The organism is Sphingobium sufflavum (assembly GCF_021403115.1).
Taxonomy (GTDB): Bacteria; Pseudomonadota; Alphaproteobacteria; order Sphingomonadales; family Sphingomonadaceae; genus Sphingobium; species Sphingobium sufflavum.
The window spans coordinates 108,756-129,058 of the sequence record NZ_JAJSSH010000009.1; the positions used below are offsets into that span (position 1 = coordinate 108,756).

The following is a 20,303-nucleotide window of genomic DNA, read 5'->3' on the forward strand; positions in this document are numbered from 1 at the left end:
CGGAACCTGCGGTGTTGGGAGCGATCCCCGGCGTTCCTTTCCCTTCTCCCGCCAACCATCTGGCGTCATCCCGCAAATGCTGTAGCCTGTGGCCATGGCGGACACCCCCTCTTCCCCCGAACCCATCCCGCCCCAACCGGTGCCTGAACCGGTGAGCGAGGACGGCCTGCTGGTCCGTCGCCACCGGCTGTCGACGCGGCTGTGGCACTGGCTCAACGCCGTCACCCTCTATGTGCTGTTCACCAGCGGGCTGGGCATCTTCAACGCGCATCCCCGACTCTATTGGGGGGAATATGGCGCGAACTTCGATCCGGCATGGCTGGAACCGGGCCGTTTTTCGGGCTGGCTCACCCTGCCCGCCCATTACAGCCTCGCCCTGTCGCGCCGCTGGCACCTCAGCTTTGCGCTGGTGCTGGGCTTCTCGCTGCTGGCCTATATGCTGTGGAGCCTGCTGAACCGTCACATCGCCCGCGACCTCGCCTTTCGCAGGGGCGAGTTGAAACCCCGTCATGTCTGGCGGGAGATCAGGGGCCATGCGCGGCTGCGCTTTCCCACGGGCGCGGCGGCGCGGCGCTATAATGTCCTGCAAAAGGCCAGCTATATCGGCGTGATCTTCATGCTGTTGCCGCTGATGATCCTGACCGGCCTGACGATGTCGCCGGGGATGAACGCGGTGCTGCCCTGGCTGACCGACCTGTTCGGCGGGCGGCAGTCGGCGCGGTCGATCCACTTCATCCTCGCCTGGACGCTCGTCGCCTTTTTTGTCGTGCATATCGTCATGGTTATCGTCGCCGGGCCGTTCAACGAGATACGGTCGATGATAACCGGCTGGTATCGGCTGCCCGGTGCAAAGACGGGCGCGAAGAGGGGCGGGGAGCGGCCATGAGTCTCCTCCTCTCCCGCCGCGCGCTGATCGGCAGCCTCGCCGCGTCCATGCTGGCGGGGTGCGACCGGCTGGCCGACACGGCGGATGTCCGCGAAATCCTCTTCTCCGCCGAGAATTTCCACAAATGGAGCCAGCGCGCGCTCGGCGATCGCAACGCCCTGGCCCCGGAATTTCGCGCGGACCAACTGTCCCCCATCTTCCGCGCCAATGGTACGCACGATCCCGCCACGGACGAATATCGCGCCCTGTGGCGCGGCGGCTTTGCGGACTGGCGGTTGCAGGTCGACGGGCTGGTCGGGCGGCCGCTGTCGCTCACCCTCAACCAGTTGCGCTCCATGCCGCATCGCACCCAGATCACCCGCCATGATTGCGTCGAGGGGTGGAGCGCGATCGGCCAGTGGCGCGGCGTGCCGCTCGCCACCATCCTGCACGCGGCGCGGCTGAGCGACCGGGCGCGCTATATCGTCTTTCACTGCGCGGACCGGATGACCGCGACCCGTCCCTATTATGAGAGCATCGACCTGATCGACGCCTTCCACCCGCAGACGATCCTCGCCTTCGCGCTCAACGACCGGTTGCTGTCCGTGCCCAATGGCGCACCGCTGCGCCTGCGGGTGGAGCGGCAACTGGGTTATAAACAGGCCAAATATCTGATGCGGATTCAGGCGGTCGAGAGCCTTGGCAACATCCATGGCGGCAAGGGCGGCTATTGGGAGGATGTCGCGGTATATGAACATTATGCGGGAATCTGAAAGCGCGCGCGAACGCCCTCACCGCAAGGGGGTGGCGGGCCGAGGATAACCCCGGCCCGCCACTGATCGGTCAGATCAGAAACGGACGCCCACGCCCGCCACGACCTGATGCCGGTCGATGTCCACATCGGCGTTGAAGCGGCCAATGTTGAGGTTCGAATAGTTGGAATAGCGATATTCCGCCTTCACGAAGCCGCTGGGACCGAACAGGTTGAACTTCTGCTCGATGCCCGCGCCGACGCGGTAACCGTCGAGATTGTTGCCCGTCTCGAAATAGCCGTTGGCGTCATAGGCGCGCAGGTTGAGCCGGGTGTTGGTGTAGCCGCCCTTGAGGTAGATCAGGGTGGAGGGCGTCGCCGCCACGCCGATGCGGCCACCGACATAGAGGTCACGCCCGGCGCGCAGTTCCGCACCGTCACCGGGGGCGAAAATGTCCCGCCCGCGCGCCTTGGTGGTCGAACCGGCGAATTCGCCCTCGATGCCCGCGATCACGCCGCCGAACTGGAAGTCATAGCCCGCGCCGATGCCATATTGCAGGCCATCGACCGAGTCGTCGACGCCATCGTCGCCGCCGGACAGATTGTCGTAACCCGCCAGCGCCTCGATATGAGGACCGGTAAAGGGCGCCGTTTCCTGCGCCAGGGCGGGTGTCGCCGCCGCGATCAGACCGCCCGCGAACGCCAGGGAAAAGAGATACCGCATAAATAGACTCCTGCTTTCTTGCCCCCCATCGGGGGAACGGTTGAAAAGCATGAGGAGTCAGTCGGTTGCACGGTTCGCCGCTGCGGCCAGCCGATGTTGCAATGCCGCAACAGGGGGTTGAACGGAGGCAGGCCATCCCCATGCAGGCGCGCGATCCGCCCGCGATGCCCCTCCCCCCGCCGATCCGGCTACCGATCCCGGTTGCGCTTCGTCGCCCCTCCTGTTAGCGGCGCGCGCTAATAGACCCTGTCAGCAAAAGAGACTGCCGCATGTCCGAACCCATCAAGCGCGTCGTCCTCGCCTATTCCGGCGGCCTCGACACCAGCGTCATCCTGAAATGGCTCCAGCAGGAGTATAAGTGCGAGGTCGTGACCTTCACCGCCGACCTCGGCCAGGGCGAGGAACTGGAGCCGGCCCGCGCCAAGGCCAAGCTGATGGGCGTCAAGGACGAGCATATCTTCATCGACGACCTGCGCGAAGAATTCGTGCGGGACTATGTGTTCCCGATGATGCGGTCGAACGCGCTGTACGAGGGCCTCTATCTCCTCGGCACCTCCATCGCGCGGCCGCTGATCGCCAAGCGCCAGATCGAGATCGCCAAGATGGTCGGCGCGGACGCCGTATCCCATGGCGCGACCGGCAAGGGCAACGATCAGGTGCGGTTCGAGCTGGGCTATTATGCGCTCCAGCCGGACATCAAGGTGATCGCGCCGTGGCGCGAGTGGGATCTGACCAGCCGCACCGCGCTGATCGAGTTCGCCGAAAAGCACCAGATTCCCGTGCCCAAGGACAAGCGCGGCGAAAGCCCCTTCTCCACCGACGCGAACATGCTGCACACCTCCTCCGAGGGTAAGGTGCTGGAAGATCCGTGGGACGAGGTGCCGGACTATGTCTATTCGCGCACGGTGAACCCGGAGGACGCGCCCGACACGCCCGAAGTCATCACCATCGACTTTGAGCGCGGCGACGGCGTGGCGATCAATGGCGTGGCCATGTCGCCCGCCACATTGCTCGAAACCCTCAACGACTATGGCCGCCGCCATGGCATCGGCCGCCTCGACCTCGTCGAGAACCGCTTCGTCGGCATGAAGTCGCGCGGCATGTATGAGACACCGGGCGGCACCATCTATCAGCTCGCCCATCGCGGTATCGAGCAGATTACGCTGGATCGCGGCGCGGCGCACCTGAAGGACGAGCTGGCCCCGCGCTATGCCGAACTCATCTACAACGGCTTCTGGTTCTCGCCGGAGCGCGAGATGCTGCAGGCCGCCATCGACCATAGCCAGACGAAGGTGTCCGGCACCGTCCGCCTCAAGCTGTACAAGGGCAGCGTGATCGTGACCGGCCGCAAGTCGCCCAATTCGTTGTACAGCGAGAAGGTCGTGACGTTCGAGGACGACGCGGGCGCCTATGACCAGCGCGACGCGGCGGGCTTCATCAAGCTCCAGGCGCTGCGCCTGCGGCTGCTGGGCCGCCGGGACCGCTGATCGCGCTCCGGTAAGGACGGGATAGTGCGAGGGGCGCCTCTTCCGATGGGAGGGGGCGCCCTTTGTTTTTGCGTCGTGCGGTGGTGGGGCAAGAATGGAGAGCGGATGGACCCGCCCCGTCATCCCGGATCACGTCAGCCATTGTCCCTCAGGAGCATGTAGCCCCTTCCGTTCGCCCTGAGCTTGTCGACCCGAAGGGCGGGCGAAGCCCAACGGCTGTACTATCCGTGAAGCGCGGTACCACAAAAGAAGACCAGCCCTTCGACAAGCTCAGGACGAACGGTATTTCTACCTACATGGTCAAGGGGGATACTTGCCGATCAGGTCCGGGGTGACGAGAATGTTAAGAGCTTGCCGAGGGTGAAGCGCAATACCCAAATCTCGTCTGCCCTCCCACATCCGTTCGCGCCCCTTCCACCCGAAACCCGTTGCAACCCGCCCGATTTGCCCCACAGTCGCGTCATGCCCGATACGCCCTCCCCCACGCCCCGCTTCCTCCCCTGGCGGTTCCTGCTGTTCCTCGCGCTCTGCCTGAGCGTGCTGCCGCTGGCGGCGATCCTGCCCGCGCATAGGGCGGTGATGGCGGGGTTCGACATCGCCGCCGCCGCCTTTCTCCTCAGCACCATCCCGCTGCTGCGCCATGACGAGGCGCGGATGCGGGCGCATGCGCGCGCCAATGACGCCAACCGGGTCGTCATGCTGCTCATCACCGGAGTCGTGATGGTCGTGCTGCTGGTCGTGGTCGCCGCCGAACTGGCGCAGCGGCAGGGCGCGCCGTCCATGGCGAGCATGGCGCTGATCCTCGGCACGCTGGCCATCGCATGGACCTTTTCCAACATGGTCTATGCGCTGCACTATGCCTTTCTCTATTACCGCGGCGACGCGAGCGGGCGGGATCGCGGCGGCATCGCCTTTCCGGGGACGGGCAAGCCGGACTATACCGACTTCTGCTATTTCGCCTTCACGCTGGGCATGACTTTCCAGACATCCGACGTGGAGATCGAAGCGCGGCCTGTGCGCAAGGCGGTGACGGTCCATTGCCTCGCCGCCTTCGTCTTCAACCTCGGCATCATCGCTTTCACCATCAATGTGCTGGGCGCGGGATAGCGGTGGCGCTCCCGGCATGACGGGACTTTAACCATTGCGCGCTAGGACGGCGACATGGTGGACTCTCCTACATCCCGTCCCGCCTCCGCCGTCAGCACGGGGGTCGGCCTTGCCGGTCTCGCCGGGCTGGCCGCCTGGGTTCTCGTCGCGCGCCATTATGGCATGGACGGACCGAGCGCGGGCATCTGCGCCGTCATCGCCTGCGGCGTGCCGATGGTGCTATGGTCGCTGCTGGTCGACAAGGTGCACCGGCGACCCAGCACCGGCATCGACTGGTCCAATGCCCGGCCATGGCGCGAGACGATCGAGACGAGCGCGGTCAAGCTGCTGGGCCTGTGGGCGACATGGGGTCTCATCGCCTTCGCCTATATGGCGCTGAACTGGTATTGGCAGGGTCCGTACCCCTATGTGATGAACCTGCTCGGCACGCTCGCGCCCTGGCTGGTCGCCCTGTCCATCCCCTATGTGCTGTGGCTCGACCGCTATCTGGTGCAGCCGCGCGACGGCGCCCATGCGGCGGGGCTGTGGATATTGAACGGGGCGGACAGGCCCGCCCCCGGAGCCGTCGCCGCCCATGCCCGCGCCTGGGGCGTGAAGGCCTTCTTCCTCGCCTTCATGCTGGCCGTGGTGCCGGGCAATTTCGCGGAGATGATCCACTGGCGTGACGCCGACATCATCGGCCACCCGGTCAATTTCGCCTCCTTCCTAATCGCGCTGCTCTTCACCATCGACGTGGCCTTTGCGACGGTCGGCTATGTTCTGACCTTCCGCCCGCTCGACGCGCATATCCGCTCCGCGACGCCCCATCTGGAGGGATGGGTGGCGGCGCTGATCTGCTACCCGCCCTTCGCCATGATGGGCACGGGCGGGCCGCTCAACTATCAGGACGGCACGCGCGACTGGGCCTATTGGCTGGCGGGGCATGACGGGCTGCTGTGGGCGTGGGGCGGATTGCTGGCGCTGCTGACCGGCGTCTATGCCTGGGCGACGGTGGCGTTCGGCCTGCGCTTTTCCAACCTGACCCATCGCGGCATATTGACCCATGGTCCCTATCGGCTGACGCGCCACCCGGCTTATTTGTCCAAGAACCTGTTCTGGTGGCTGTCGATCATGCCCTTCCTCGTCACGACGGACAGCCCGGCGACAGCGGTGCGCAACACGCTGCTGATGGGCGTGGTCAGCGCCATCTATTACTGGCGCGCCCGGACGGAGGAAAAGCATCTGTCCGACGACCCGGACTATCGCGCCTATTCGGACTGGGCGGTACGGCACGCGCCGATCACCCGCCTACTGACCGGGCTGGCGGGGAGCCGCCCCCGGATGCACGCGCAGGTCGTCCCGTCCGAATGAGCTGAAGCGCCCTCCCGACCGGCCCTCCACAGCCCGGCCCTCGACAGCGATGCCGCGCCACGGCTAGAGCGTTTGCGAAGCGGATGGACTCATCCGCTGGCCCGGAAACGCAATACATCAACAGGTGGGGGATAGGGCGCATGACCGATCATGACATGGCCGTGGCGCGCGATCAGATCCGCCACCTCATCGCCTGCTACAATAATATGGCGGACCGGGGGCGCATCGTGGAGTTCACGGGGCTGTTCGCGGAGGATGGCGTGCTCCAGATCACGCATCAGGCGCTGGAGGGTCGCGCCGCGATCCTGCGCGAACTGACCAGCATCGCGTCCGGCACCCGGCCCGACGTCAACCTGCACGGGTCGCGCCACCAGATCACCACCTGCCGCATCGAGATGACGGGCGCGGACAGTGCGGAGGGGTGGACCTATTTCTTCGTCAGCCGCCGCGGCACGATCATCGAGGAAGGCACCTATATCGACCGTTTCGTACGGACGTCCGATGGCTGGCGCTTTGCCCACCGCCGGGTGAAGATGCTCTACACCATCCACAATCCGGACATGTAGGCTTGGCCCCTTTCCGCCATCCCGACAGGATCAGGATGGCGGAGGAGACATTTCGTCAGTCAGGCAGGATTACCCGCCCGCCCGCTCACGTGCACTTGATGAATTTGCCCTTGGCGTCCTTGCACGGCGCCTTCTTGACGACCGGCTTGGGCTTTTCGGGGCATTTGGTGAACTTGCCCTTCGCATCCTTGCACGGCGGCGCGGCGAGCGCGGGGGCCGCGCCGACGGTCATCAGGGCGAGGGCGGCAAAGGCAGTCGCGATCCGGCTCATCTCTTCTCTCCTGCTTCCAGCCGCACCGGGGCAGCGCGCCCGGTGAAAACGGCTGCGTCACAATGACAAAGCCCTGATCCTCTTTCCAGCCTGAATAGGGGCTGAAATGAGGATCAGGGCTTCATTCTCTAACGCCGGCCACATGGCCGCATCATGACTGGCGGATTACATATGCCGCCGTATCGGAGGTCAGGCCAGCGCGGCCTTCAGGTCGTCCGCCAGGTCGGTCTTCTCCCAGGGGAAGAAGTCGCCCTCCGCCTTGCGACCGAAATGACCATAGGCGGCGGTGCGCGCATAGATGGGCTTGTTGAGGCCCAGATGCGTGCGGATACCGCGCGGGGTCAGGCCGCCCAGCTTGGCGATGGACTGGATCGCTGTCTCGATCCGGTCGTCGCCGACCGTGCCGGTGCCATGCGTGTCGACATAGAGCGACAGCGGCGCGGAGACGCCGATGGCATAGGCGATCTGGATGGTGCAGCGCGTGGCGAGGCCCGCCGCGACGACATTCTTGGCAAGGTAGCGGGTGATGTAGGCCGCCGAACGATCGACCTTCGTCGGATCCTTGCCGCTGAACGCGCCGCCGCCATGCGGCGATGCGCCGCCATAGGTGTCCACGATGATCTTGCGGCCGGTCAGGCCGGCGTCGCCATCCGGGCCGCCGATCTCGAAGCTGCCGGTCGGGTTGATGTGATAGACGGTCTCGTCGGAGAGCAGGCCCGCGGGCAACGTCTCGCCGATGATCTTCTTCACATAGCTCTTCAGCTCGGCTTCCTTCTCCCCCTCGTCATAGCCCTTGGCATGTTGGGTGGAGACGACGATGGCGGTCGCGGCGACCGGCTTGCCATGTTCAAAGCGCAGCGTGACCTGGCTCTTGGCGTCCGGCTCCAGGAAGGGCGCGGCGCCGCTGTGGCGGTCGGCGGCCATACGCTCCAGTATCTTGTGGCTGTAATCCAGCGTCGCTGGCATCAGGTCGGGCGTCTCGTCGCAGGCATAGCCGAACATGATGCCCTGATCGCCGGCGCCCTCGTCCTTGTTGCCGGACGCATCGACGCCCTGCGCGATATGCGCGGACTGGCCGTGCAGGTTGTTCTCGAACCGCAGCGTCTCCCAGTGGAAGCCCTCCTGCTCATAGCCGATCTTCTTGACGACGCCGCGCACCGTCTTCTCAATCTCTTCCAGCGCGCCCGGCGCCCATTCGCCATTCTCATACACGCCCTTGCAACGGATCTCGCCCGCCAGAACGACCAGCTGAGTCGTGGTCAGCGTCTCGCAGGCGATGCGCGCTTCGGGATCCTTGGACAGGAACAGGTCGACGATGGCATCGGAAATCTGGTCCGAAACCTTGTCGGGGTGCCCTTCGGACACGGACTCGGACGTGAAGAGATAGCTGCTACGCATGGGGTATTTAACGCCTTTCCTTCAGGGATACGGCAAGGGGAACCGCATCCATATAAAGAATTCCTTATGTGCGCCTTAACGCCTGACCCGCGCCAAGGCAACGCCGCTGACGATGAGAGCCAAAGCCAAAATCATGGGAAGCATATTGCCGAAACGGGCAAAGAGCGTGGCCGGGGCGGCGGGCGGCAGGACGGTTTGCAGCGCGGACGCCTGATGCGGTCCCATGGCCGCCGTCACCCGGCCCGATGCGTCGATGATCGCGGAAATGCCGGTGGGGGTGGAGCGGATGACCGGCATCGCCTCCTCCACCGCGCGCAGCCGCGCCTGCGCCAGATGCTGCGGCGGTCCCCAACGGCCGAACCAGGCGTCGTTGGACGGGTTGAACAGGAAGTCGGGCCTGTTAGCCCGCTCCACCACTTGGCCGGAGAAGATGATCTCATAGCAGATCTGCACGCCCATCTTGAGCGGGAGGCGCGTCCGCCCGCCCGATGCCCCGGCGGGCAGCGCCAGCGTGCGCGGACCGGGACCGGGCCAGAAATCCACATCACCCGGCACCAGCCGCGACAGGCCGATGGCGGACAGCAACGGCCGCATCGGCAGATATTCGCCATAGGGCACCAGATGCGCCTTGTCGTACCGGCCCGCGATGCGTCCTTCCGGCGTCAGCACCCACAGGCTGTTGTTCGCGCCCATCAGGTCGCCCTGCGCGTAGAAGGCGGAGGTCGTCTTGCGGAAATAAAATTTGTCGCCGCCGGTCATCAGCACGTCGCCCGGTCCCAGCAGCGCGGCAAGGCGTGCGCGCCAGTCCGGCTCCATGTCCAGCAGCGCGGAAATCGCCGCCTCCGGCCAGAACAGCAGGCGCGGCGTGGGCGACGGCGCGCCGCTGAGCTTCGCCAGCTTCAGGAAATTGCGGCTCTCCGCCAGCGGATCATATTTCTCGTCCTGCGGGATGTTGGGCTGGACGACCTGGACCATGACGGGCTGCGCTGCCGGGCCGGGCCGCGTCCAGTGGCTGTGCAGCCAGCCCAGCGCCACCACGGCCAGCAGCTTCAGCGCGAACAGCAGCGCCAGCTTGCGCTGCCCGCGCAGGAACATCCACAGCGCGCCGCCCGCCATGATCGCGACGGTCGCCAGCCCATAGGTGCCGATCAGCCGCGCCATATGGTCGACGCCCGTGCCCAGCCAAATCACGCCCAGCGGATTCCACGCAAAACCGGTGAACAGGGTCGCACGCAAATATTCGGTCAGCGCCCATCCGCCCGCCAGCACCAGCGTCAGCGCCATCGCACCCCCGCCGCGCGGCCCCGCACCCCGTGCACAGCGCCACGCCAGCAGCGTCGCCGCCGCCGGATAGACGGCAAGATAGACGCTGAGCAGGACGACGCCCAGATAGCCGAACCAGTGCGGCATCGCGTCCTGAAAGGTGAAGCTGTAGGCGATCCAGTTGAGGCCGACGACGAACTGCCCCAGCCCATAGGCATAGCCGAGCGCGAACGCCTTCCGCCCCGTCCGCGCCCGGTCCAGCAGAGCGAGCAGCAGCGCCAGCGACAGCAAAGTGACCGGCCATAGCCCCAGCGGCGCGAAACCCGTGGCGGACAGCGCACCCGCGACCAGCATGATCGGGAAGGGCCGTCCCTCGACCCATGCGGGCAGACGTGCGCTCGTCATGCCCGTCCCTCCCCTATCGCGCGGGCGCGGTGGCGGCAGATGGGGCGGCGGCGGCAGGAGCGGCGGCGCTGCACGCATCGCTCGGCTTCTGCCCGCCGGTCAGCAGGCCCGCGGCGATGAAGCCGCCGACGACCAGCACCAGAAAGGCGCCGCTGACCCACACCAGATATTTCTCCAGAAACGCCTTGATCGGCGCGCCGAATTTCCAGAACAGCACACCCACCAGCATGAACTGGAAACCGCGCGACAGGATGCTGGCCCACAGGAAGGTGAAGAGCGGCAGGCCGATGAAGCCCGCCGTGATGGTGATGAGCTTGAACGGGATGGGCGTCGCGCCTTTGATGAGGATGATCTCCGCCCCGAATTCGCGCAGGTAGCAGGCGGCGACCGGGAAGCTCTTGGCCAGTCCCAGCGCGTCGAGCAGCGACTGCCCCACCGTCGCGAACAGGAAATGGCCGATGGCATAGCCCAGCAGGCCGCCCAGCACCGACGCCGCCGTGCAGATGAAGCCATAGCGCAGCGCCTGCTTTGGCCGCGCCAGGCACATCAGCCCCAGCAGCGGATGCGGCGGGATGGGGAAAAAGCTCGATTCCATGAAGGATATGACGAACAGCCATACCTCTGCATGGCGATGGGCGGCCTTGGCCAGCGTCCATTGATAGAGGCGGTTCAGCATGTCGCGGCGGGCTTTAGCGGGTTTGGGATCGTGTCGCCAGCGGATTGATAGGATGGATGAATTGTGGGAGTTCCCAGCCAGTTCGCCCTGAGCCTGTCGACCCGAAGGGCGGACGAAGCCCAACGGCCATATTTTCTCCCAACGTCGCGCCCCCCTTAGAAAAACAGCCCTTCGACATTCAAGCGAGTCACGCGCCCAGCCTGAACAGCGCGACCGGATGCCTTCTCCCCGTCCATGTCGGCAGCGGGCCGCTGCACACCGTCAGTGTCCGAGCAGCCTCAGACCCCGCCCACCGCCACGCAGGCCGCGAACATCAGCAGTCCGGCGAACCGGTTGGAGCGGAACTTGACGAGCGGGTCCGCCCCATCCTCCCGCAACGTCGCCACCTGCCACAGCAGATGCGTCGCCATCGGTACGAGCGCCAGCAGCGCCAGCCCATGCGGCACCACGGCCCAGAAAGCCGCCGTCCACAGCAGGATCGCGCCGGCATAGAATCCCGTCACCCCGGCGCGGACATGCCCGCCCAGCGTCAGCGCGCTCGACCCGATGCCGACCAGCGCGTCATCCTCCCGGTCCTGCAACGCATAGATGGTGTCATAGCCGACGACCCACAGGATCGCCCCGGCATAGAGCAGCGCGCCCGCCAGCGTCATGCTGCCGCCCGCCATCTCCACCCACGCCACCGGCGCGGCCCAGGAGAAGACGAGGCCGAGCCATGCCTGCGGAAATCCGGTGATTCGCTTCATGAAGGGATAGGCCGCGACCAGCGCCAGACTGCCCAGCGCCACCAGTTGCGCCTGCCAGCGCAACTGGAGCAGCACGATCAGGCCGATCAGACACAGCGACACCAGCCACACCCACGCCGTCCGCACGCTGACCGCGCCGCTGGCCAGTGGACGGCTGGCGGTGCGGGCGACCTGCCGGTCGATGTCGCGGTCCACGATGTCGTTGAACACACACCCCGCGCCCCGCATCGCAATGCTGCCGGCCAGGAACCACAGCAGCATGTCCCAGCGGACCCACGCCTTGCCCGACAGCGCAATCGCCCAAGCCCCCGGCCAGAACAGCAGCCACCAGCCGATCGGCCGGTCGAACCGGGCCAGCAGGGCAAGATTGCGCGGCAACGCCGGCAAGCGGGCGACAAGGCCGCGGGCCTCGCTGTCGGGGACAATGTCATGGGAGGATGGGCCATGGGGAAATGGGTCATGAGAGGATGGAGGGGTGGGCGTCATCCGCCCTTCTTTAAAGCGGTGGCGGGATGAGTCTAGGATAGGTGGACAGAGAGGGGTTCCGGCATCACCCCGCATCAGGTCGAGGATAGCCCGCCCCTAACCGCTCCCTCACCACCCCCGTCATCACTCCACCCCACGCCACCCTTGCGGCCCTCCCCCACCCTGCGCTAGTCGGCGGGGATGCCCGCCACTCCCGCCTGGCCCCCGCGCAGTGCGCCGCGCCTCCATGTTCCCGGCCCGCTGGCCGAGGGCGTCGCCGTGCCCGTGGACGGCAATGCCGCCCATTACCTCCTGTCCGTCATGCGGATGGCGGATGGCGACGCGGTGCTGCTGTTCGACGGGCAGTCGGGCGAATGGGCCGCGCGCGCAGGGTCGATCCGCAAGCGCGACCTGATCCTGACCTGCGAGGTACAAACAAAGCCGCTGGAGCATGTCCCCGATTTCCGCCTGTGCGTCGCACCGATCAAGAAGGGGCGCATCGACCTTGTCGTCGAAAAGGCCTGCGAATTGGGCGTCGCGGAAATCCAGCCCGTGCTGACCCGCCGCGCCGTGGTGGACAAGCTGAACGCCGACCGCCTTCGCGCGCAGATGGTGGAGGCGGCGGAGCAATGCGGCCGCACCGGACTGCCCACCCTGTCGGACATGGTGCCGCTGCCCAAATTGCTGTCGGGATGGACGCCCGGCCGCCACCTCTTTTTTGCCGACGAACAGGGCGGCACGCCCATGGCGGACGCCTTTGCCGCGCATCGCGGCCCGGCGGCTCTGCTGGTCGGCCCGGAAGGCGGCTTCACCGACGAGGAACGGGCCGCCATCCGGGCGTGCGACGGCGCGGTGCCGATCAGCCTCGGCCCGCGTATCCTGCGCGCCGAAACGGCGGCGATCGCGGCCACCGCCTGCTGGATGGCCGCCAATGGCGACTGGCAATAATCCGTTGCGTAATGAAATCAATTTGCTCGATGGGCGCACCCGGATTATGGCGTGCCGCTTCACCGGTATGACGAACAGGGATCGCGCATGAGTACGAGGAAAGAATCGGGCAGCGACGACCCGATCATCGAGCGCCGCGACCAGCTGATCTCCGTCTTCGAAAACGGGGAAAAGCCCGCCGACCGCTGGAAGATCGGCACGGAGCATGAGAAGTTCGTCTATGCCAAGGGCGATCGTCGCGCGCCCCCCTATGAAGAGAAGAGCGGCATCCACACGCTGCTGATCGGCATGACCCGCTATGGCTGGGAACCGGTGTATGAGGGCGAGAATATCATCGCCCTGTCCGGCAGCGATGGCACGATCAGCCTGGAGCCTGCGGGTCAGCTCGAACTGTCGGGCGCGCCGCTCGACAATCTGCACCAGACCTGCGCGGAAACGGCACGGCACCTGGAACAGGTGAAATATGTCGGCGACCATCTCGGCCTCGGCTTCCTGGGCCTGGGCATGTGGCCGGACAAGACCCGCGAAGAACTGCCGATCATGCCCAAGGGCCGGTACGACATCATGCTGCGCCACATGCCGCGCGTCGGCACCATGGGCCTCGACATGATGCTGCGCACCTGCACCATCCAGGTCAACCTCGACTATTCGTCGGAGGCGCGGATGGCCAAGATGTTCCGCACCTCGCTGGCCCTGCAACCGCTGGCGACCGCGCTGTTCGCCAACTCGCCCTTTACGGAAGGCAAGCCTAACGGATTCCTCTCCTATCGCAGCCATATCTGGTCGGACACCGACCCCGCGCGCACGGGCATGCTGCCCTTCGTGTTCGAGGATGGCTTCGGCTATGAACGCTACGCCGACTATGCGCTGGACGTGCCGATGTATTTCGTCTTCCGCGACGGCAAATATATCGACGCGGCGGGCCACAGCTTCCGCGATTTCCTCGACGGCAAGCTGTCGGTGCTGCCGGGCGAGAAACCGCGCCTGAGCGACTGGGAGGATCATCTCTCCACCGCCTTCCCGGAAGTGCGGATGAAGAGCTTCCTCGAAATGCGCGGCGCGGACGGCGGACGCCATGGCCAGATTTGCGCGCTGCCCGCGCTGTGGGTCGGCCTGCTCTATGACGATGCGGCGCTGGATGCGGCGTGGGACGTGGTGAAGGGCTGGTCGATGGAGGAACGGCAGGTGCTGCGCGATTCCGTGCCCAGGCTGGGCCTCGACGCCCCCATCGGCGGCGGGCGGCAATTGCGCGCCATCGCGGGCGAGGTGCTGGACATCGCGCGCATGGGCCTGACCAACCGTGCGCGGCTGGACGGGGCGGGCAACAGCGAGGCGGGCTATCTCGCCCCGCTGGACGATGTGGTGGCGAAGGGCAAGACCCATGCCGAGCAGATGCTCGACCGCTATCATGGCGAATGGAGCGGCGACGTCAGCCGTGTCTATGCCGAGGAAAGCTTCTGATTCCCATCGCCTGCCGATAGGGACCAGGCCGGGGGCGACTCAGGCGGCGGCCGCACCACCGACGCTGAGCCATGTCAGCGCCGCATTTTCGGAGGCGAACAACTGGCTGGTCGCGTCCATGCTGGGCCGCGCCCGCGCCTTGGCCATGCTGTCCGCGACGACCACGGCGATGCGATCCTGCGGCGCCCCGGCCCCCACGAAGATGGCCCGCACCGCCGCGGCGGTCGCCGGGGCGAGGACACGCCCCGCACGATTGTCCCACAAGGCGCGCAACGGCCCCGCCGCCCGCGCGCTGTCGACCAGCGGCCCCAGCTCCCGGCTGAGCGCGGGCAGTTGCTCGTCGCGAAAAGAGGGCGAAATACGGCACAGGACGATTCCCCGCGCGGCGTCGAACGATACCGAATAGCCGGTCATGCGCCCGCACCCACGCCCGCACCCACAGTCGCCACCTGCAACAGCAGCCAGGCCTGCGCCGACGCCCGGTCGTTGAAGAATTTCCGGGTGAAGCTGTCCGGCATCCGGTCGATCTGCATCCGGGCGAGCGCCGAATGGAGCACCACGGCGCAGCGATCATCCTCACCGATCAGCCCCCTGGACGCATCCGCCATATGGTCGAAGGCGTCGCGCGTCTGGATGGGATTGTCCTGCGCGTCGACCAGATGCAGGGACCGTCCGTGCCGGGCGCGGCTGCGCGCCAAAAAATCTACGCAGCGCGGCGCATAAGCGTTGAAATCCTCGACGGAGGCCAGCCCGTTGGCCACAGTGCAGACGATACCGCTCGGCTCGTCATAGCTGACTGAAATCATTCACTCTCTCTTGTTGCGGCGCCGCTAACCCGTGGGCCATGTGCGAACACCCTAGGTATCCAAGAGTTTCAGATTGGTTTGCGGCCCCAGCGGCTTATCGCATTTGCGCCGAGGCGAAGGCGGCGGTTGGCAGGCCGACCGGCAGGCCCTTGAGCGCCGCCAGCTTCGCCTTGAACGCGGCCAGCGCCTGCCCCGAAAGCTGGGACGTCTGGGCGAATTTCACCGACAGCGGATTGATGGGCACGCCGCCGCGATACACCTCATAATGGAGATGCGGGCCGGTGGACAGGCCTGTGGACCCGACATAGCCAATCACCTGCCCCTGCCGCACATAGTCGCCGACATGGGCGGCGATGCGGCTCATATGGCCATAGCCGGTGCCGATCCCGCTGCCATGGTCCAGCCGCACATAATTGCCATGGCCGCCATGGCGACCGGCGAAGGCGACGCGGCCCGACGTGGCGGCATAGATGGGCGACCCCCATGCCGCGCCGAAATCGACGCCCGCATGCATGCGCGAATAGCCGAGGATGGGATGGTAGCGCATGCCGAAGGAGGAGGTCATGCGGCCCGCGACCGGCGCCGCCATCATGCCGCGACGCTGACCGACGCCCGATGCCTCGAACCACTGGTCCTGCCCCTGAATGGTCCAGCGCAGCATGTTGAGCGCCTTGCCGCTGGCCCGGTCCAGACCGGCGAACAACAGCTTGCCCGTCTCCGTCTCCCCCGTCGCGGCGCGGCGATGGGCGACGACAATGTCGAACCGGTCGTCGGACGCCACGCCGGTTTCCACCGATGTCTGCTGCGCCAACACCTTCAGATAGGCCTGGATGGTCGAGGGATCGGCGCCCGCCGCACGGGCCGACGCATAGAGGCTGCCCCCCACCCGGCCCCGGATGCGCAGCGGCGTGTCATCCACCGCAATGGGAAGCTCGCGGATGGACAGCGCGCCATTCTCCCGCCGGATTTCGAGCGCGAGGTCGAGCCGGGCGCGCACCGACAGGGCGTCGAGCGGGCGCGGCATCGCGCGGCTGGCGCGGCGGCCCAGCGTCACGCCGACCCGCGTGCCTGGCTGGATGCTGTCGGGATCGACCGCATTGCCGACGAGGCCGAGGACGGCGGAGGCATCCCGCCCGCTGACGCCGGCGCGCTGGAGCATCCGCCCGAAACTGTCACCGACGCCGATCACCGCGTCGAGGCTGATCGTCGGGCGCTCCGGCGTATGGGTCAGCGCGGCGACCGCATCGGTCGGCCCCATGCGCCCGCCGGTGTCCGCGCCCAGCGCGAGCGGTGTGATCATCTGCGAGCGAAGCTGGTCGAACTGCACTTCGCTGAGCGGCGCGCGGCTGTGGCCGGGCAGCGGGTCGAAACCCGGTGCGGCGAGGAGGACGGTGGTGCACAACGTCGTGCAGGTCGCCAGGCCCCGCCACCACGTCCGGCTGAACGGCGCGCGGCCGAGGTCGGGGGTCAGGTCGACGCGATGCGCCCAGTCGGAAATCGCCTCACGCCATGTCGGCTTTTGCGCGGGCTTGTGCGGGAGCTTATGTGGCGCACGCGCAGGACGGACGAACGCATCAAGGGCCACCGACCCTGCGCCATCCACCTGACCGATACCGAAATCCGACTTCTGAAACACTTGGGCAACGACCCCCGCAGGTCTTTCCATGTCCGGCATGTCGTGCGATGCCGGACTTGCGCGAATGTCTGTAAACCAGCCCGGTTAAAGTCAATTTAACAGATCGCTTACCATGTCCCGGCACGACGAATGGTGGCCGGGACCAGACGGACCGCGGGAACCCTCGCCATTGGCCTGATGTCGATCAGCCACCGGCCAAGGATCGCTTGCGCCCGCCCCGCCCTTGCGCCATCACTTGCCTATCATGCCCTTCACGTCGCGCGCCACGGTCACGGCCGTGCTTGGCCCCACCAATACGGGCAAGACCCACCTCGCCATCGAGCGGATGTGCGCCCATTCCAGCGGCCTCATGGGCTTCCCGCTGCGCCTGCTGGCGCGGGAGGTCTATGACCGGGTGGTCGCCATCAAGGGCCCGGCGCAGGTCGCCCTTATCACCGGGGAGGAACGGATCGTCCCGCCGGACGCGCGCTGGTTCCTGACCACCGCCGAATCCATGCCGACCGGCGGTGCGGGCAGCCTGAAGGATTTCGCCTTCGTCGCGCTGGACGAGGTGCAGCTCGCGGCTGACCCGGAGCGGGGCCATATCTTCACCGACCGGATGCTGCATGCGCGCGGGCGGGACGAGACGATGCTGCTCGGCTCCGCCAGCGTCGCGCACACGATCCGCGACCTGGTGCCGGAGGTGGAGGTGATCGGCCGCCCCCGCTTCTCCACCCTGCGCTATGCGGGCATGCACAAGCTGTCGCGCCTGCCCAAGCGATCCGTCATCGTCGCCTTCTCGTCGGAGGAGGTCTATGCCGTGGCGGAGATGCTGCGCCGCTTTCGCGGCGGCGCGGCGGTGGTGATGGGCGCGCTCTCCCCCCGCACCCGCAACGCGCAGGTCGCGATGTTCCAGGCGGGCGAGGTCGATTATCTGGTCGCCACCGACGCCATCGGCATGGGCCTGAACATGGATGTGGACCATGTCGCCTTCGCCTCCCTCTCCAAATTCGACGGGCGGCGGCAACGGCGTCTGACCGTGGCGGAGATGGCGCAGATTGCCGGGCGCGCGGGGCGGCACCAGAAGGACGGCACGTTCGGCGGGATCGGTGCGGCGGACGCCCGCCCCCTGTTCACGCCGGAGGAGATTGAGCGGATCGAGGAGCATCGCTTCGATCCGGTCGAGAAATTCTTCTGGCGGGAGGGCGACCCACCGATGGACAATATCGCCGCGCTGATCCACGCGCTGGAACGCCACCCCGCCCACGACCGGCTGCGCCCCGCGCCGCAGGCGACCGACCTCGCCGTGCTGAAGGCGCTGGCCGACAATCCCGAAGTCATCGCCCGCGTCCGCCACCCCGCGCAGGTGCGGCGATTGTGGGACGCCTGCTCCCTGCCTGATTTCCGCAAGTCGGGGACGGAGCATCATGCCCGGCTCGTGCTGACCATCTGGCAATATATCAGCCAGGGCAGCGGCCATATCCCGCATGAATGGTTCGCCGGGCAGATCGCGCGACTCGACAATGTGCAGGGCGATGTGGAGACGCTGGCGGATCGCATTTCGTCGGTGCGGACATGGGCCTATGTCTCGCAGCGGTCGGACTGGCTCGCCAACCCGGTGGAGATGGCCGCACGCACCGTGGCGCTGGAGGAAAAGCTGTCCGACGCTCTGCATGGCGCTTTGACGCAGCGGTTCGTCGATAAACGCACCTCCATCCTCTTGCGCGATATTGGGCGCGATGCATCGCTGTTGCCGGTGGACGTGGACCCCTCCGGCACTGTAACGGTCGACGGGCAGACTATTGGCCGCCTCAAGGGCTTTCGCTTTATCGTCGACCCGCAAGCCCGCGCGGTCCAGAAGCGAATGTTGCTGGCGGCAGCGGAACGGAGACTGGGCAAGGTGTTGACGGAGAGGGCGCAAGCGATCCTGACGGCGAGCGATGGGGCAATACGCCTCCATGCGGAGCCGGGGACGGAGCCTACGATACAGTGGGAAGATGTGACGCTGGCGACACTGAAGCGGGGTCAGCGGCTGCTGGCGCCCGATGTTCAGATGGACGCGGGCCTCGCCGCCCTGCCCACCGACCTGCAAAATGCCGTCAAGGCGCGGGTGGAGGCGTGGATGGACGCGCAATTCGCCCGCCACATCCCGGCCCTGCAAAAAATGGATGCGGGGTCGCAGGATCCGGCCGTCCCCGCGCAGGTGCGCGCCGTCCTGGCGCAGCTCACCGATGCGGGCGGCGTCGCGGACCGGGCCGCGCTGGACGATGCGCTGGGCGCGGTGGAGAAGACCGACCGGGGCCAGCTTCGCAAGTCGGGCGTGGTGATCGGCGTCCTCGACCTCTATCACCCCGGCCTGATGAAGCCGGGCGCGGCGCTGTGGCGCATGGTGCTGCTGATGCTGCGCGCCAACAAGCCGCTGGTGCCCCTGCCGCAGGCGGGCGCGGTGCTGTTGCAGGCGGAGGGCGACGCCGCCCCCGATCCGGCAGGCGCGACCATCGCGGGCTTCCGCCGCTTTGCCAACCTGTGGCTGCGCATCGACATTGCCGAGCGCGTCGCGCGGGTGGGGCATGAGGCGATTGCCGCCAATCGCCCCTATCATGCGACCGAACCGCATGTCGTTTCCATCGGCCTGTCGCCGGAGGGCTTTGCCGACCTGATGCGGCAGGCGGGCTTCCGCCCGATCACGCCGCAACCGCTCCCAGTCACTCCTGCGGCTGCCCCGGTCGACGCATCGGCGGACACGGCGGCACAGGCCCCTGCCCCGTCGGACGAAGCCGCGCCGCAGGACAGCGACGCCACGCCGGATACGGATACGGATACGGATACGGACGCCAACACGCCGGAAGCGGTAACGCCGGAAGCGCAAACCGACGTCGCGCCCGCCGGTGACGTCGCCGCAACGGACGATGTCGCCCCCGCCGCCGACGAACCCGTCGCGGAAGAGGTCGCCGTCGAACCGGTCATCGTCACCACCCAAGCCGTTGCGACCGAAGCCCTTGCCGACGCCCCCCCCGCCGACGGCGAAACCACGGACACACCGACCGCCGAAACCCCGGCGACGGACGAAGGTGTCGCCGCTGACGCGCCCGCGCCCGAAGAGGTTCCGACCGGCACCAACTGGGTCTTCCGTGGCCGTCCCAAGGCCCGCCCTCCGCGCGGCGACCGCCGGCCCCAGCGCCATGGCGGCCAACGTCGCGAGGGCCAGCAGGGCCGCGACGGCGAACAGGCCCAGCCGGGCGATCGCGCCAAGCGCGCCTCCCGCCCGAACCGCGAAGGCGACCGGGGCGGCCCGCGCGGTGAGGGCGACCGCCCGCAGGAACGGAGTGGCCAGAATCGCGAAGGACAGAATCGCGAGGGGCAAAATCGTGACGGCCAGCGTCGCGACGGTCCGCCACG

The 20,303-nt window shown here is 66.9% G+C and carries 17 protein-coding genes and 1 pseudogene; 9 read left to right on the forward strand and 9 right to left on the reverse strand.

The window, feature by feature from the left end; translation table 11 throughout:
- Positions 1-94 precede the first annotated feature (94 nt).
- Together LWE61_RS13940 and LWE61_RS13945 are read left to right on the forward strand one after the other, a co-directional pair.
- Positions 95-886, forward strand: a complete 792-nt coding sequence (locus tag LWE61_RS13940; protein WP_234151171.1) for a cytochrome b/b6 domain-containing protein — start codon at positions 95-97, stop codon at positions 884-886.
- A complete protein-coding gene (locus tag LWE61_RS13945) occupies positions 883-1,638 on the forward strand; it encodes a molybdopterin-dependent oxidoreductase (RefSeq protein WP_234151173.1) in 756 nt (251 codons plus the stop codon). Before LWE61_RS13940 ends, LWE61_RS13945 begins: the two co-directional genes overlap by 4 nt.
- A 75-nt stretch (positions 1,639-1,713) precedes the next feature.
- Here LWE61_RS13945 and LWE61_RS13950 read toward each other — a convergent pair whose 3' ends face one another.
- Complete coding sequence (locus LWE61_RS13950; RefSeq protein ID WP_234151179.1) at positions 1,714-2,340, reverse strand: outer membrane protein; 627 nt, start codon at positions 2,338-2,340, stop codon at positions 1,714-1,716.
- 269 nt (positions 2,341-2,609) lie between these two features.
- On the opposite strand from LWE61_RS13950, the gene LWE61_RS13955 reads away from it, so the two are divergent.
- The 4 genes from LWE61_RS13955 to LWE61_RS13970 all read left to right on the forward strand — a co-directional run bounded on the left by LWE61_RS13955 (position 2,610) and on the right by LWE61_RS13970 (position 6,850).
- Positions 2,610-3,827: an argininosuccinate synthase gene (locus LWE61_RS13955; protein ID WP_234151180.1), complete on the forward strand. Its 1,218-nt coding sequence runs from the start codon at positions 2,610-2,612 to the stop codon at positions 3,825-3,827.
- 462 nt (positions 3,828-4,289) lie between these two features.
- Complete coding sequence (locus tag LWE61_RS13960) at positions 4,290-4,934, forward strand: DUF1345 domain-containing protein (protein ID WP_234151182.1); 645 nt, start codon at positions 4,290-4,292, stop codon at positions 4,932-4,934.
- 54 nt (positions 4,935-4,988) lie between these two features.
- Positions 4,989-6,284 (forward strand): methyltransferase family protein, encoded by a 1,296-nt coding sequence (locus LWE61_RS13965; RefSeq protein WP_234151183.1) that lies wholly within the window; start codon positions 4,989-4,991, stop codon positions 6,282-6,284.
- A gap of 140 nt (positions 6,285-6,424) precedes the next feature.
- Complete coding sequence (locus LWE61_RS13970) at positions 6,425-6,850, forward strand: nuclear transport factor 2 family protein (RefSeq protein ID WP_234151185.1); 426 nt, start codon at positions 6,425-6,427, stop codon at positions 6,848-6,850.
- Positions 6,851-6,935: 85 nt separating this feature from the next.
- On the opposite strand, the gene LWE61_RS13975 is transcribed toward LWE61_RS13970, so the two are convergent.
- The 5 genes from LWE61_RS13975 to ubiA all read right to left on the reverse strand — a co-directional run bounded on the left by LWE61_RS13975 (position 6,936) and on the right by ubiA (position 12,095).
- Positions 6,936-7,121, reverse strand: a complete 186-nt coding sequence (locus tag LWE61_RS13975) for a hypothetical protein (RefSeq protein ID WP_234151192.1) — start codon at positions 7,119-7,121, stop codon at positions 6,936-6,938.
- Between the two features lie 189 nt (positions 7,122-7,310).
- A complete protein-coding gene (metK, locus tag LWE61_RS13980) occupies positions 7,311-8,519 on the reverse strand; it encodes a methionine adenosyltransferase (protein ID WP_234151198.1) in 1,209 nt (402 codons plus the stop codon).
- Positions 8,520-8,594: 75 nt separating this feature from the next.
- Complete coding sequence (gene lnt / locus LWE61_RS13985) at positions 8,595-10,187, reverse strand: apolipoprotein N-acyltransferase (RefSeq protein WP_234151200.1); 1,593 nt, start codon at positions 10,185-10,187, stop codon at positions 8,595-8,597.
- 13 nt (positions 10,188-10,200) lie between these two features.
- Positions 10,201-10,863, reverse strand: a complete 663-nt coding sequence (locus tag LWE61_RS13990) for a YqaA family protein (RefSeq protein WP_234151202.1) — start codon at positions 10,861-10,863, stop codon at positions 10,201-10,203.
- A 278-nt stretch (positions 10,864-11,141) separates the two neighbouring features.
- Positions 11,142-12,095, reverse strand: coding sequence for a 4-hydroxybenzoate octaprenyltransferase (gene ubiA / locus LWE61_RS13995; RefSeq protein WP_234151204.1), 954 nt, complete (start codon positions 12,093-12,095; stop codon positions 11,142-11,144).
- A gap of 180 nt (positions 12,096-12,275) precedes the next feature.
- On the opposite strand from ubiA, the gene LWE61_RS14000 reads away from it, so the two are divergent.
- Together LWE61_RS14000 and LWE61_RS14005 are read left to right on the forward strand one after the other, a co-directional pair.
- Complete coding sequence (locus LWE61_RS14000; protein WP_234151208.1) at positions 12,276-13,022, forward strand: 16S rRNA (uracil(1498)-N(3))-methyltransferase; 747 nt, start codon at positions 12,276-12,278, stop codon at positions 13,020-13,022.
- 87 nt (positions 13,023-13,109) lie between these two features.
- Positions 13,110-14,483, forward strand: coding sequence for a glutamate--cysteine ligase (locus LWE61_RS14005; RefSeq protein WP_234151210.1), 1,374 nt, complete (start codon positions 13,110-13,112; stop codon positions 14,481-14,483).
- A gap of 39 nt (positions 14,484-14,522) precedes the next feature.
- On the opposite strand, the gene LWE61_RS14010 is transcribed toward LWE61_RS14005, so the two are convergent.
- The 3 genes from LWE61_RS14010 to LWE61_RS14020 form a co-directional block, all read right to left on the reverse strand.
- Positions 14,523-14,897: a hypothetical protein gene (locus LWE61_RS14010; RefSeq protein ID WP_234151211.1), complete on the reverse strand. Its 375-nt coding sequence runs from the start codon at positions 14,895-14,897 to the stop codon at positions 14,523-14,525.
- A complete protein-coding gene (locus LWE61_RS14015; RefSeq protein WP_234151212.1) occupies positions 14,894-15,289 on the reverse strand; it encodes a SpoIIAA family protein in 396 nt (131 codons plus the stop codon). Before LWE61_RS14015 ends, LWE61_RS14010 begins: the two co-directional genes overlap by 4 nt.
- Positions 15,290-15,383: 94 nt before the next feature.
- Positions 15,384-16,925: a peptidoglycan DD-metalloendopeptidase family protein gene (locus tag LWE61_RS14020; RefSeq protein WP_234151218.1), complete on the reverse strand. Its 1,542-nt coding sequence runs from the start codon at positions 16,923-16,925 to the stop codon at positions 15,384-15,386.
- 244 nt (positions 16,926-17,169) lie between these two features.
- On the opposite strand from LWE61_RS14020, the pseudogene LWE61_RS14025 reads away from it, so the two are divergent.
- Positions 17,170-19,761: pseudogene (locus tag LWE61_RS14025) on the forward strand (helicase-related protein); the annotation flags it as partial.
- Between the last annotated feature and the right edge of the window lie 542 nt (positions 19,762-20,303).